10 protein-coding genes are annotated in these 13,458 nt (G+C 57.0%); 6 read left to right on the forward strand and 4 right to left on the reverse strand.

What is annotated here, in order from left to right; all coding sequences use genetic code 11:
* Window positions 1-10: 10 nt before the first annotated feature.
* On the reverse strand, window positions 11-451 hold the full coding sequence (locus ACQR3R_RS08315) for a carboxymuconolactone decarboxylase family protein (RefSeq protein ID WP_428271530.1): 441 nt from the start codon (window positions 449-451) through the stop codon (window positions 11-13).
* Window positions 452-647: 196 nt separating this feature from the next.
* On the opposite strand from ACQR3R_RS08315, the gene ACQR3R_RS08320 reads away from it, so the two are divergent.
* The 4 genes from ACQR3R_RS08320 (at window position 648) to ACQR3R_RS08335 (ending at window position 3,973) form a co-directional block, all read left to right on the forward strand.
* Window positions 648-2,081, forward strand: coding sequence for a MocR-like pyridoxine biosynthesis transcription factor PdxR (locus ACQR3R_RS08320; RefSeq protein ID WP_428271532.1), 1,434 nt, complete (start codon window positions 648-650; stop codon window positions 2,079-2,081).
* A gap of 122 nt (window positions 2,082-2,203) precedes the next feature.
* Window positions 2,204-2,497, forward strand: coding sequence for an antibiotic biosynthesis monooxygenase (locus ACQR3R_RS08325; protein ID WP_428271533.1), 294 nt, complete (start codon window positions 2,204-2,206; stop codon window positions 2,495-2,497).
* A gap of 138 nt (window positions 2,498-2,635) precedes the next feature.
* Window positions 2,636-3,034 carry a cupin domain-containing protein gene (locus ACQR3R_RS08330; protein WP_428271534.1) on the forward strand — a complete coding sequence of 133 codons (399 nt, stop codon included), beginning with the start codon at window positions 2,636-2,638 and terminating at the stop codon, window positions 3,032-3,034.
* Window positions 3,035-3,262: 228 nt separating this feature from the next.
* Window positions 3,263-3,973, forward strand: coding sequence for a hypothetical protein (locus tag ACQR3R_RS08335; protein ID WP_428271535.1), 711 nt, complete (start codon window positions 3,263-3,265; stop codon window positions 3,971-3,973).
* A gap of 112 nt (window positions 3,974-4,085) precedes the next feature.
* On the opposite strand, the gene ACQR3R_RS08340 is transcribed toward ACQR3R_RS08335, so the two are convergent.
* From ACQR3R_RS08340 to ACQR3R_RS08350, 3 genes are all read right to left on the reverse strand, one after another.
* Complete coding sequence (locus tag ACQR3R_RS08340) at window positions 4,086-8,957, reverse strand: NAD-glutamate dehydrogenase domain-containing protein (protein ID WP_428271536.1); 4,872 nt, start codon at window positions 8,955-8,957, stop codon at window positions 4,086-4,088.
* A 488-nt stretch (window positions 8,958-9,445) separates the two neighbouring features.
* A complete protein-coding gene (locus tag ACQR3R_RS08345; protein WP_428271537.1) occupies window positions 9,446-10,561 on the reverse strand; it encodes an RHS repeat-associated core domain-containing protein in 1,116 nt (371 codons plus the stop codon).
* Between the two features lies 1 nt (window position 10,562).
* Window positions 10,563-11,675, reverse strand: a complete 1,113-nt coding sequence (locus ACQR3R_RS08350; RefSeq protein ID WP_428271538.1) for an RHS repeat-associated core domain-containing protein — start codon at window positions 11,673-11,675, stop codon at window positions 10,563-10,565.
* 172 nt (window positions 11,676-11,847) lie between these two features.
* Here ACQR3R_RS08350 and ACQR3R_RS08355 point away from each other — a divergent pair, with 172 nt between their 5' ends.
* Together ACQR3R_RS08355 and ACQR3R_RS08360 are read left to right on the forward strand one after the other, a co-directional pair.
* A complete protein-coding gene (locus ACQR3R_RS08355; protein WP_428271539.1) occupies window positions 11,848-12,201 on the forward strand; it encodes a hypothetical protein in 354 nt (117 codons plus the stop codon).
* 297 nt (window positions 12,202-12,498) lie between these two features.
* Window positions 12,499-13,458: an AAA family ATPase gene (locus ACQR3R_RS08360; protein ID WP_428271540.1), complete on the forward strand. Its 960-nt coding sequence runs from the start codon at window positions 12,499-12,501 to the stop codon at window positions 13,456-13,458.

Below are 13,458 nucleotides of genomic sequence, written 5' to 3' on the forward strand. Positions count from 1 at the left end.
CAGCGTTGGTTCAAGCACTGGGCGCTTGGCGAAAACTCACTGCCAGCCGATTCCAGCTGTTGATGGTGGTGACCGCAATCGTCAAGTCAACCATTTCGGCTTCGCTGAACTGTTCCCGCGCCTGCGCGTAAACTTCATCGGGCACATGGCTTTGCGCGAGCAGCGTCACCGCTTCGGTCCACGCCAGCGCCGCTCGCTCGCGCGAATTGAAGAAGCCGCTGTCACGCCACACCACGAGTGAATACAGGCGTCGGTCGGACTCGCCGAGGCGCCGCGCGTCCACCGAATGCATGTCGGTGCAGAAGGCGCAGCCATTGAGTTGTGACGCACGGATTTTGATCAGGTGCAGCAACGCCTGTTCGATGCTCAGGTTGCTGGTGAGGGCTTCCATGGCAATCATCGCTTTCATCGCCTTGGGCGATGCGCTGTAGTAATCCAGACGGGAATTCATGGCGAGCCTCATGGATCGATAAGTCGCCTGAACGGTAAGCGTTGATGCGTGGCCGTTACAGATCCAATTCTGCGAAATAAGCATGCACCACGCATGATCAGGCCAATTCGGCGTTTTTCGACCACACAACTTCATCACGGCAGCGCTTGCGGGTAATCTGACGCGACCCTTAATCACCCCCGGGAGCCTGGCCGGTATGGAACTTCACGTTGTCATCAACGGCCGCAAGGACTTGTCAGGGCAGTTGTATAACCAACTGCGCAGCGCCATCGAATCCGGGCGTCTTGCCGCCGGGACTCAACTGCCGCCCAGCCGTTTGCTGGCGGAGCAACTGGGTATCTCGCGCAAGACCATTTCCGACACCTACGCTCAACTGACCTACGAAAACTTCCTCACCGGCGTGATCGGCAAAGGCACGTACGTTAATGCCCGGGTCGCGAAAAGCGTGCCCAAGCAAAGCCATTCACAGTTGGCGAGTGCCGAAGTCATCGAGTCGTGGCGCAATTTGCCGGTGTTTTTGCGTCATCCGACGCTAGAAAACTCGTTGCGGTATGACTTCATTGGCGGCGCGACCAGCAAGGGCCAGTTTCCTCAGGATGACTGGCGGCGTTGCACCTCACACGCGCTGCGCCAGATCGCCGGTTCGAAGGGTTTCTACAGTTTGCCCGAAGGGCTGCCCGCGCTACGTAACGCCATTGCCCGGCACATCGCGTTTTCACGCGGGGTCAATTGCCAGGACGAAGACGTGGTCGTGTGCAACGGCGCGCAACAGGCGTTGGACCTGATCTCGCGGGTATTGACCCGCCCCGGCAGCATTGTCGCCATGGAAGACCCGGGTTATCCGCCCGCGCGCTTGTTGTTCGCCAGTCATGGCGCCACGGTGGTTGGTGTGCCGGTAGACGCCGACGGCATTCAAGTCGACAAGATACCGCTGGGCACGCGGTTTATTTATGTCACGCCATCGCACCAATTTCCGCTCGGCTTGCCAATGAGCCAGGAACGACGAGTAGCGCTGCTGGAGCGGGCGTACGAGCTGGGGGCGATTATCATCGAGGACGATTACGACAGCGAATTCCGCTACGAAGGTCGGCCCACAGACTCGCTGCAAAGCATGGACGACCGTGGTGTCGTTGCTTACGTCGGCACCTTCTCGAAAACCCTGCTGCCGGAGCTGCGGCTGGGCTTCGCGATCTTGCCGCCAGCGATTCTGGAGGCAGTGATCAGGGCTAAACAGCTCACCGACCTGCACACCTCGACCCTGCCACAATGGGCGATGGCTAAATTCATTGCCGAGGGTTGCCTGCTGAAACACATCCGCCGCTGCCACACGATCTACGCCGGGCGCCGCGAGCGCATCCTGGCGCGTATGGCGGGGGATCTTTCACCGTGGCTTGAGGCCGTGCCCTCAACGGCGGGTTTCCACATGGTGGTTATGTGCAAAGTGGCTATCGATATTCCTTTAGTGATCGAGCTTGCGCGAAAAGTTGAAGTCGGGCTGTACTCCATAGAAGGCTTTTTCTACCAACAAGCGCCACGGTCCGGTCTTCTCATGGGGTTTGGCGCAATTGAAACACTGGACATCGACATCGCGCTGGACCGTCTGCGGGACATCTTGCAGCAGGTTGCCTGACGATTGGTCTTCGGCTTTATTCGGCGATTGGCTATTGGTGGTCCGCCCTCACGGGCCTATTCTGCATGGGCGTTATCCCTCAATGAGCAGGATCCGTCCGGCCCGATTCAGGAGTGTGAGCAATGTCCAACGAAGTGTTCAATACCGTACAGGTGCAGGCCGCCGCTGGCCGCACGGAAGAGCTGGGCAAGCAACTGCAAAAGATTGTCGAAACCCTGCGCGAACTTCCGGGCTGTGATTCCTATATGGTCGACCGCTGCCCCGAGGACAGCAACCGCTGGAACGTCAGCGCCCGCTGGCAATCGGAAGCGGCCATGCAATCTCATTTCAACTGCCCCGAAGTGCAGGGCTTTATCGGCCTGATCGATAGCCAATTGGCGAATGCCGTGGATTTCAACAGCTTTCCAATCCGCTAATCAATCGTTCCCACGCTCGCGTGGGAACGATCAGCGCACGTTGATTGGTCCCCTCACCTTCCCGAAAATTGGCCGTTTTATTGGTCCGGCGCCAGGCTTACTGTGATCCCTGACGACTAACTCCCCAGGTGATCAACCATGAAAGCACTGAGTTTACTGGCCGCCCTCGCCCTCACAGCCTCCACCGCAGCGTTCGCCCACGATCCATCGGAAAAGATAACCGTGCTGCAGGACGAGTTGCTGAAGAATGTACCTGGCAAAAAAGCCATGATGATCGAAGTCGACTACAAGCCTGGCCAGGCGTCGATTGCACATAAACATGAAGGCACGGCCATGGCTTACGTCATTTCCGGCTCGATCATTTCTCAAGTGAAGGGTGAAAAGGCTATCACCTACACGCCCGGCCAATACTGGTACGAACCGGCCGGATCGGAGCATTTGATCTCGAAAAATGCCAGCACTACCAAACCCGCCAAACTGTTGGTGTTCATGGTGTTGTCGCCGGATGAAAAAGTGTTGATCCCCTTGGAAAACTGATGCCTGAACGTGCAGCCATAAATAAAAAGGCCCGAACTTGAGATTTGGGCCTTTTTATATCCCAACGCAATTAACCACGCATTGTTACAGCAAACAAAACTAGGGGCAGGCCTTAAAGTTTAATGGATGGCTATTTAATTCATTGTGGACAGGTTTAGTCTGGAATCACCGCCGGTTTAATCCGGCAACTCTACTCGTTGACTGAAGCTGTTTCCCTGGAGAAGCACTATGAAACTTGCGCTTGTCAGTACCTTGACGATGACCGCTCTTCTAACGGCGTGTTCCATTCCCACGGCCCCCACGGCGGTGTCTTCGCTCGACGGGATTTTCACGCAACCGGTCGGCCGCAGTAACACCGCAAACATTAGCAATGGCAGCAACGTTTCGCTGGGCGTCGTCTACAGCCGCAACACCCAGACCAACCGTGCTTACCTTGAGCATTACCAGGCGAACGCCGGCACCGGTTTTGGCCAGAGCCTGCTGGTACAACCCATCCACGACGCCTACGTCGCCACCTCCAAACCGGACCTGGCGGTGGATTGGGTCAAGGCCTCCTTGCAACGCCAATTTGGCTCGGTAACGGTGTACCCGGACATGCAAAGCCTGCGCGCAGCAAGACCGGATGTGGTGGCGATCATTGACACTCGCAGTCAGTTGATGACGTCGCGCAGTTCGGACATCAAAGCCGATGTCAGTGCAGACTTCTACGACTCGAAGTTCAACTACATTGGCACTGCGCAAGGGCATGACGCCAAAGCGTTAAGCCCGTTATGGGCAGATTTCAAACGCAGCGAAGAGATTGTGGCGGACATTAACCAGCAACAGGATGTGCAAGTAAGGGCGCTGCAGAAATTTGACCAGTCGCTCAACAATTTACTGACCAAGCCGTCAACTAACGTGTCGATGATTGATAATAACCCGGGCCAAAAGTTGTATTAAGTTTGATGCCTCGTCGCAGGCTTGCTTGCGATGTGGCCTAAGCAGACATCACACACTTCAGGCAAAAAAAAACCCGCACCTTTCGATGCGGGTTTTTTCATTCAGTCGCTAATCAGGCAGTGGCAGGAATCACCGCTTGCCCGCTCAACGCCAGGTCCAGCAGTTCGCGGTTGGCGACTGCATACATGGCGTAATCGGTGCCGCTGGCGGCACGGATTTCTACCAACATGGTGCGCCAGCGCTCGACCATGCCTTCGTGCTGCTCCATCCACAGCGCCAAGCGTGTTTCCACGTCCATGGTGCCGTCGCCCTGTTGCAGGACGGAGATGGTGATTGCACGTTGCTGCCAGTCCACATCATCACGGAACGCTTCACGGGCCAGTGCTTGCCAGTTGTTTTCAACCGGCAAGGCGCTGATCTGTTGCAAGTACCAGGTGATGTCCAGCGCGCTGCCGACGGCGAAGTAAGCCTTCGCAACGTCTGCTGCGTTCTGACCGGTCACGTCCGAAGCTTCGATGATCGGCAGCAAGGTATACAGGTGCGTGGTGCCTGCAACCATGCGCGCCAGCAACTCAGGCACGCCAGCTGCGACGTAGGCCTGATAACGGGTCTGCCAGCCTTCGCGAGTCGGGCCTTCCAGCAGTTCGTCGAGTTTGAGGCCCAGCGCTGCCAGGTGCGGACCGAAGTGTGCGACGTCACGCGCGGCGTTCTGCTCGTTGCGGCGGCTGCGCAGGAACCAGCGTGTAGCACGGCGGCCCAGACGCATCAGCTCGTCCATCAGCTCCAGTTGCACGTCAGCGGACACCTGGTAATCCAGGGCTTCGATCTGACGGAACCAATGCGGGAGATGGAAGATGTCACGCACTATCACATACGCACCGGCCACGTTCGCCGGGCTCATACCGGTCGACTCTTTGAGTCGTTGAACGAAGGTGATGCCCATGTGGTTCACCAGATCGTTGGCGATCTGGGTGCTGACGATTTCACGCTTCAAACGGTGACGGCGCATGGCTTCGGAGAACTTGCTGACCAGGCTCGGCGGGAAAGCGGTTTCCATGTCGCGTGTCAGGTAGTCGTCGTCCGGCACCAGCGAGTTGAGCAACTGCTCCTTGAGATCGATCTTGCTGTAGGAGATCAGCACCGACAACTCGGCACGCGTCAGGCCTTGGCCTGCAGCGACGCGTTCGTTGATGGCTTCTTCCGCCGGCAGGAACTCGATGGCGCGGTCCAGTTTGCCGCGGCCTTCCAGGTCGTTCATCAAGCGCTTGTATTCAGCAATGCGCTCGTAGGCACGACGTGCAGCCAGCGACAACGCTTGAGTCTGCTTGTAGTTGTTGCCCAACACCAGATGGCCGACTTCGTCCGTCATGCTGCCCAGCAACTGGTTACGTTGCTTCTCGGTCATGTCGCCGGCCTGAACCACTTCGTTCAGCAGGATCTTGATGTTCACTTCGTGGTCGGAGCAATCCACACCACCGGCGTTGTCGATGAAGTCGGTGTTGGAACCGCCGCCATTCAGGCCGAATTCAACACGACCCAATTGAGTCATACCGAGGTTACCACCCTCGCCCACGACCTTGCAGCGCAGTTCGTTGCCGTTGACGCGCAGCGCATCGTTGGCCTTGTCGCCGACATCGGCGTGGCTTTCGGTGCTGGCCTTGACGTAAGTGCCGATACCGCCGTTCCACAACAGGTCTACCGGCGCCTTGAGCAAAGCGTTCAGCAGTTCGGTCGGGGTCAGCTTGTCGGCCTGAATGTCAAAACGCTCTTTCATCTGCGGGGAAATCGCGATGCTTTTTGCGCTACGCGAGAAGATCCCGCCGCCTTCAGACATGATGCTGGTGTCGTAATCCGACCATGCCGAACGCGGCAGATCGAACAGGCGCTGACGCTCGGCAAAGCTGTTGGCAGGCTCTGGGTTCGGGTCAATGAAGATGTGCAAGTGGTTGAAGGCGGCGACCAGTTGCAAGGTTTCGGACATCAACAAGCCGTTACCGAACACGTCACCGGCCATGTCACCCACCCCGACCACGGTGATGCTGTCTTTCTGGACATTGATGCCGCGCTCGCGGAAGTGGCGTTGTACGCCAACCCACGCGCCTTTGGCGGTGATGCCCATTTTCTTGTGGTCATAACCGGCCGAACCACCGGACGCAAAAGCGTCGCCGAGCCAGAAGCCGTAATCGATAGCGATGCCATTGGCGATGTCAGAGAAGGTCGCAGTGCCCTTGTCCGCCGCAACCACCAGGTACGGGTCATCGTCGTCGTGACGCACCACGTTCAATGGCGGCACCAGCGCGCCGTCCTTCAGGTTGTCGGTGATGTCCAACAGGCCCGAAATGAAGATGCGGTAGCAGGCGATGCCCTCGGCCGCGATCTCGTCACGGCTGCCGCCCAGAGGCAGACGACGTGGCAGGAATCCGCCCTTGGCGCCCACCGGCACGATCACCGAGTTCTTCACTTGCTGGGCTTTTACCAGGCCCAGCACTTCGGTGCGGTAGTCTTCTTCACGGTCGGACCAGCGCAGGCCGCCACGAGCAACGTTACCGAAGCGCAAGTGCACGCCTTCGACGCGTGGCGAGTAAACGAAGATTTCGAACTTCGGTACAGGCTTCGGCAGTTCTGGAATCTGGTGCGGGTTGAACTTGAAGCTGAAGTAGGACTTGTTCTGACCGTTGGCGTCAGCCTGGTAGAAGTTGGTCCGCAAGGTCGCTTTGATCAGGTCCAGGTAGCGACGCAGGATGCGGTCTTCGTTCAGCACCTGGACGTCGTCCAGTGCAGTCACGATGGCTTGTTCCAGTCGTTGCTGCTTGTCTTCCAGATCATCGCTGGTGAGCTTGCGCGCCAGGTAGAAGCGGGTCTTGAACAACCGGGTCAACTCGCGAGCGATGTCGGTGTGGTTGTTCAGGGTGCTGGCGATGTAACCCAGGTCGAAGCCCAGGCGGATCTGCTTCATGTAGCGCGCGTAAGCACGCAGCAGCGCCACGTCGCGCCATGGCAGGCCGGCGGTCAGCACCAGGCGGTTGAATGCATCGTTCTCGGCATCGCCACGCACGATGTGGACAAACGCGTCCTGCAAGGTGTCGTTGAGTTGCTGGATGTCGAGTTCCAGGCCTTCGGCCGCGGTGAACGCGAAATCATGAATCCAGAATTCACGACCGTTGTTGTGACGCAGGCGATACGGGAACTCGCCCAGCACGCGCAGGCCGAGGTTTTCCAGGATCGGCAACACGTCGGACAGTGCCAGCGGGGTATCGGCGTGATACAGCTTGCAATGCAGTTCGCGCTGGCCAGAGACCTGACCCAGTGGCTGATAGAAGCTCATCACCAATGGATTTTTTTCGGTCAGGCTCAGCAGGTGCTGCATATCGACCACGGCCGAATGCGCTGCAAAACGCTCGCGGTAACCGGCCGGGAAGCCTTTCGGGAAGTCGGCCAACACGTTGGTGCCCTGAGCTTCGCCGAAGCTTTCCACCACCAGGCTGGCGTAATCGTCCTGCCAGCTGCGGCAAGCCTGCACCACTTCTTTTTCCAGCAGGATCGGGTCGATGTCGAGACGGTTCTTCGGATCGACGCGCAGAATCAGCTGCACACGGGCCAGCACGGACTCGGAGAAGAAGGTCCAGAACTCGCAGTCCGACGCTTTCAGGCGATCCATCAGCACTTGCTGGATCTTCTGGCGCACTTCGGTGGAGTAGATGTCACGCGGCACGTACGCCAGGCAATAGCAGAAACGGCCGTACGGGTCTTTGCGCAGGAACACGCGGATCTTGTTGCGTTCCTGGATCTGCACGATCGACATCACGGTGCTGAACAGTTCGTCGACCGGGGTCTGGAACAGGTCATCACGCGGCAGCACTTCAACGACCTGTGCCAGTTCCTTGCCCAGGTGAGCCTTGGACTGGAAGCCGGAACGGCGCTCGATTTCTTCGACCTTGCGGCGGATGTACGGGATAACCCGCACGCTCTCGCCATACACCGAGGAGGTGTACAAGCCCATGAAACGGCATTCCTTGATGACTTTGCCGTGCGCGTCGATTTCACGGATGGACACGTAATCCGGGTAAGCCGGACGGTGAACACGGCTTGGGTGCGCAGCCTTGGCGAACGACAGCAAGGTCGGTTCGCGCAGGTAATTCACGGCGTAGTCTTCGATGCGCAGGTCATCGTAGGTCAGGCCGGTGCGCAGCAATTTGGTCAGGCCCAGGAAGGAGTTCTGGTCGTAAACGATGTGGCCGCCATCGGCTTCGTCTTCAACCACGAACTCTTCATAGCCGAGGAAGGTGAAGTGGTTGCCCACCAGCCATTCCAGGAAACTTTTGATTTCGGCTTTTTCTTCGCCATCGACCGCAAACTGGCTATTGTCGAGGCCGGTGAGGATTTCCTGCACCTTGGCTTTCATCGGTTCGAAATCGGCTACCGCGACGCGGACTTCACCCAGAACCTGTTCCAGCTCTTTGCTCAACACATTCAGTTCGGCCGCGTTGGCGCAGCGGTCGATTTCCAGGTACATCAACGACTCTTGCAGAATGCCGTCGCCCTGGGTGCCCTTCGGCAAGATTTCCAGCAACTCGCCCTTGCTGCCGCGACGCACGCTCAGCACGGTGGTTTGCAGGGTATGAATGCTGTAGCCGCGACGGTTCAGCTCGGTGCGCACCGAATCCACCAAAAATGGCAGGTCGTGATGCAGCACTTCAACCGCGGTATGGGTCGACTGCCAGCCATGGCGTTCGTAATCAGGGTTGTAGACGCGCACTTGTGGTTGCGCGTGATCGAAGCGCTCAAGCAGGCGCCACGCAGAAAGAGTACAGCCAGCGAGGTCGGACAACCGACGCTGCGTCAGCTCGTCCAGGGAAATGATGCCGAAGAATTGTTCAGCGAACAGCGCCACTTGTGGCAGTGCCTGTTCACTGATGTGCTGCGCCAGTGCCGCTTGCAGTTGGTGCTGGAAGTCGGCTTTGCTGGCTGCGGTGAAGAACGCCATCTGTGGTACTCCGCTTGGGCTTGTTATTGATGGAAGCGTCGCGTGCAAAACCCCTTTCGGGGCGATCCGTCACCCTGTTCCTGATTCTCGGGCAGAGGAAACAGGGCGACAGGTGGGTGAAGCTGGACGAGACACTCAGGTCACATTCACCTTCCGGGAATGGGCATCTGCAAAAACCACTGCGCGATGGATTGCGCACTGTCTTTACGGGTATCCATTCGATGCGCAGCTTAACCAGTGCGGCAAGGCCTGTGCTTGCGGTCCTGCGACATATTCGGTCATCTGCACGCAGCTCACGCTGGATGCATCGGACAACACTAGCAGTCGTACAGGGAAATGGGCGTTTAAAGCCAGGGTTTACGGCACATTCGTACGAAAAATGACCGATCAACGTCATTTCGTACTCGACATGTTTTATGACACAAATACCCGCAAGCAGTGCGCGATAGATGCAATGAGTATCGGCAGATTCGCGGTTTCCACACTCATCAAGTGGATGTGCGCACTCGGGAATTGAATGTGACCGGCTCGTAATCATCATGCCCTGCGGGCATCATGGATTTGTTTTTCACAACGTAATGGAAATAGCCCACCCGAGAAGTCTCTCCGGGCTGAAGCCGCTTGTAGTCACGCTCCATTTTTGATGCCATGACGACCCCTTTATAGCCTTTAACGGGGCGCTGGGTGATTGAGGATAAAGCCTGCGCAAACGAAGGCTTCATTTCACCCGTTGAGGTGTGAACGTCACTACCGGAATAGCACATTACGGTGCGAATATTTTCATATCGTTCAAAAGAATAGCCCTTGCTTATCGCAAGATCATGAAGACTTTTCGCGTTTATAGTTCTACGACGGCTGAACATCATGTGGTCGCTGTCCGGACCACCATGCCCCTGGAAACTTAGTCTGGGCTTATTTTTGTATGTATCCTCGAACGCAAATATACCTTCAGAGAGCCTTGTCACATTTGTAACGCGCTTCACGGAGTGACCGCTCGATAGGAAATCGACAGCAGCACTCATTTTTATGAAGAGATTCAAAACAGAAAAATTACCCTCTGGATCGGTCCGGTTAATCGGATCACCCACGCAATACGCATACGCATTCAACCCGCCCTTTCCAAACGGACTCACACTGTCGGGACTGTTGAATCGCATCAGCACCGGGTTAAACGCCCGATAACCATTGCCCAGCAAATAATGCCCGGTGACGGGGTCCGGACGCTGCCCGTTGAACCCCAGCAAACTGCTCAAACCGCTGGCGCAGGGTCGATGACCGTAGGGCGAATAGGCGTTGGGCCGGGTGCGTTTGGGCTGTAGCGAATGGAGCACAGAACGCTGCTGATCCGTCGCCAACAGTGCAGTGGCAGGCCCACTGTTTTGGCGCTGTTGCTGCGCAAGCAACTGATCCCCGTGCTGCACTATTGAAATCTGCTCACAGCCCTGGGTCTCGGTCACCAAACGGCCTTCGCGATAAAAGTGCTGGCGTTCGTTGCTGTCCAACTGAGCGTAGCTACTCAGGAGATCGAGCGCGTCGTAGCGATAAAGGGCAAGCGGGGCCTTCGGGTAGCTGGGCACCGCGCGCTGGATTTTTCCATTCTTCAAGTTATTCGGTTCGCACATTAGGAAGGATATGTTCAGGTAGAAATTTGACGGGCGCGTATTGCACGTTGAAGAAGGTGGAGCGCCGCGACTCAGATCTCTTCGTGATGCTGAAATACTCTGTTCGGTTAGACGTTTCTCCGATATTTAATCGACTAATCGAAGATGATTGTCGCGGTCCCGCCAGGAGCTGCCCCCTATAAGCCTTTACCGGAAGACCTGAAAAATCAGCGAACATTTGGCCGAATGCGGCATTCAGTGGATTTAGCGAATGATTAAACGTACTCCCGGAATGGCATGTTAAAAGGCGAGCACTCTCAAATGATTCAAAATTAAAACCTGCATTTTTCACAAAGGTAGAAAGGCTGTTGGGCCCCAATAATGTACGCGCCTCCCTCAAAACTCCTCCTGACGATGCTCCATGCCCAAAGATATTCAACCTTGAGCCGCCCTTATATTCATCTACAAAAACAGACAAATCTTCGGAAATTCTTGTGTATTGCTTCACCGGTTTAACGTGATCGCCTGTTACGAATGATAAATAACGTGCCTTAACTTTAGTAAACAGGGTCGAGAGCGCTGAAAAAGCATGCCCTGTCGGATCACTCCGATTGATCGGATCACCCACGCAGTACGCATACGCATTCAACCCGCCCTTTCCAAACGGACTCACACTGTCGGGGCTGTTGAATCGCATCAGCACCGGGTTAAACGCCCGATAACCATTACCCAACAAGTAATGCCCGGTGCTGGGGTCCGGCCGCTGCCCGTTGAACCCCAGCAAACTACTCAAACCGCTGTCGCAGGGTCGATGACCGTAGGGCGAATACACAAAGTGGGCCGGGCGGCTTGCAACCAGGGTATTGAGAACAGAATTCTGCAGGTCCGTGGCCAGCAAGGTAGTGAGGAGCCCGCCGCTATTTCGCTGTCGCTGCGCGAGCAACCTGTCATCGTGCTGAACGATTGAAATCTGCTCGCTGCTCCCGGTCTCGGTAGCCAGGCGACTTTCGCAGTAGAAACGCTGGCGATGCACATTGTTCTGCCCGCCATGGCTCGTCAGCCGATCCAGTGCATCGTATTGATAACCGATGAGACGGGTTTTCTGTGGAGGGGACATGGGGACGATCTCCGCAAAATCAGGATCAGGGATGCTCCTGCACTGTCGATGGTTTTGCGCTGATCGACAACTATCACAACTGATAGTCCCAACACTGTTCAGCAAAAATTCCCCGTCACTGGCAAAATCACGTTTTGCCTGTCAACACCGCGCTCAGCGCCAGGAATTTCCCATGCAAATGACCACCGCACTTCTGATCGTCAACCCGTGCGATGAAGAAGAAGACAACATGGCCATGCTCGCCTGCCATAGCGACCAAGGCGAGATGTTCCTGATGGCTCGTTACCCGGACGAAGACGAACTGGAAATCACCCTGGACGGCGAGCCTTCGACGCTGGACGGCGTGAAAGTGACGCTCAGCCCTACCCGGCTGCTGATCGAGATCGCGGCGGTGGATGCTGATGCCCTGAATGGGGATGATTCGCTGGAGATCACCCATAATACGGACGCAAGCGATCTGGCCGAGGTGGAAGAAACCTTGCAGAACATTCTCAAGGGCACCGGCACCTATATCAGCGAGCTGTGATTTTCGGCGTCTGAGCCGGCACCATCGCGAGCAGGCTCGCTCCCACAGAAGATGTGCAGCGGATGCAAAATTGGCATCCGGCACCGTTCCAATGTGGGAGCGAGCCTGCTCGCGATGAGGCCCGTGAGATCACCGCCCAACCTGCGGCCATACAATTTACAAACAATCTCGCCAACCATTTCCCGCCCTTCAAGCAAAAAGCCGTTAGTCGCAGCCCCCCGCGATGCATTAAAGTAACGCCCCCAGCCCTGGCGTTATTCGAACGCCCTCGGTCACCCTTTCCAGGAACAGTCATCGATGGAACATCGTGAAGCGCTGCTTGCGCTGCGAACCTTTCTTTCAACGCAGATTCTCGGCCAGGAAAAACTCATCGAGCGCTTGCTCATTGCCTTGCTTGCCGACGGCCACATGCTGGTCGAGGGCGCTCCTGGCCTGGCCAAGACCAAGGCCATCAAAGAACTCGCCGAAGGCATCGAGGCCCAGTTCCACCGTATCCAGTTCACCCCTGACTTGCTGCCCGCCGACATCACCGGCACCGAAATCTATCGCCCGGAAACCGGCAGCTTCGTGTTCCAGCAAGGCCCGATCTTTCACAACCTGGTACTGGCGGACGAAATCAACCGTGCCCCGGCCAAGGTCCAGTCGGCATTGCTTGAAGCCATGGCCGAGCGCCAGGTCAGCGTCGGGCGCAGCACTTACGAACTGTCGCCGCTGTTTCTGGTGATGGCCACGCAAAACCCCATCGAGCAGGAAGGCACCTATCCGCTGCCTGAAGCTCAGCTCGACCGGTTTCTGATGCACGTCAAAATTGGTTTCCCGGACGCCGCCGTCGAGCGCCGCATCCTGCAACAAGCACGCGGTGAAGCCTTGAACGGCGAAACCAAGCCAGAACGCCGGGTCAGCCAACAGGCCATTTTTGCCGCGCGCAAGGAAATCCTCGGTTTGTACATGGCCGATGCCGTGGAGGAATACCTGGTGCAACTGGTCATGGCCACGCGTACGCCGGGAAAATTCGATCCGGAAATGGCCGAATGGATCGCCTACGGCGCCAGCCCCCGCGGCTCGATTGCCCTGGACCGCTGCTCCCGGGCGCACGCTTGGCTCGCCGGGCGCGACTTCGTCAGCCCGGAAGACATTCAGGCCGTGCTTTTCGATGTATTGCGCCATCGCATCATTCTTTCGTTTGAAGCCGAGGCTGCAGGCATCGACCAGGACCGGGTAGTGCAGCGGATTCTCGACGTCGTAGCCGTAGCCTGA

This window comes from Gordonia sp. IEGM753, assembly GCF_050321825.1.
Taxonomy (GTDB): domain Bacteria; phylum Pseudomonadota; class Gammaproteobacteria; order Pseudomonadales; family Pseudomonadaceae; genus Aquipseudomonas.

Bases quoted from the DNA above. Each gene is read 5' to 3' on its own strand.
- ACQR3R_RS08330 (WP_428271534.1), top strand. From the start codon at position 2,636: ATGAAAGCACTGAGTTTACTGGCCGCCCTCGCCCTCACAGCCTCCACC.
- ACQR3R_RS08350 (WP_428271538.1), bottom strand. From the start codon at position 11,675: ATGTCCCCTCCACAGAAAACCCGTCTCATCGGTTATCAATACGATGCA.
- ACQR3R_RS08325 (WP_428271533.1), top strand. From the start codon at position 2,204: ATGTCCAACGAAGTGTTCAATACCGTACAGGTGCAGGCCGCCGCTGGC.
- ACQR3R_RS08360 (WP_428271540.1), top strand. From the start codon at position 12,499: ATGGAACATCGTGAAGCGCTGCTTGCGCTGCGAACCTTTCTTTCAACG.
- ACQR3R_RS08340 (WP_428271536.1), bottom strand. From the start codon at position 8,957: ATGGCGTTCTTCACCGCAGCCAGCAAAGCCGACTTCCAGCACCAACTG.
- ACQR3R_RS08335 (WP_428271535.1), top strand. From the start codon at position 3,263: ATGAAACTTGCGCTTGTCAGTACCTTGACGATGACCGCTCTTCTAACG.
- ACQR3R_RS08355 (WP_428271539.1), top strand. From the start codon at position 11,848: ATGCAAATGACCACCGCACTTCTGATCGTCAACCCGTGCGATGAAGAA.
- ACQR3R_RS08315 (WP_428271530.1), bottom strand. From the start codon at position 451: ATGAATTCCCGTCTGGATTACTACAGCGCATCGCCCAAGGCGATGAAA.
- ACQR3R_RS08320 (WP_428271532.1), top strand. From the start codon at position 648: ATGGAACTTCACGTTGTCATCAACGGCCGCAAGGACTTGTCAGGGCAG.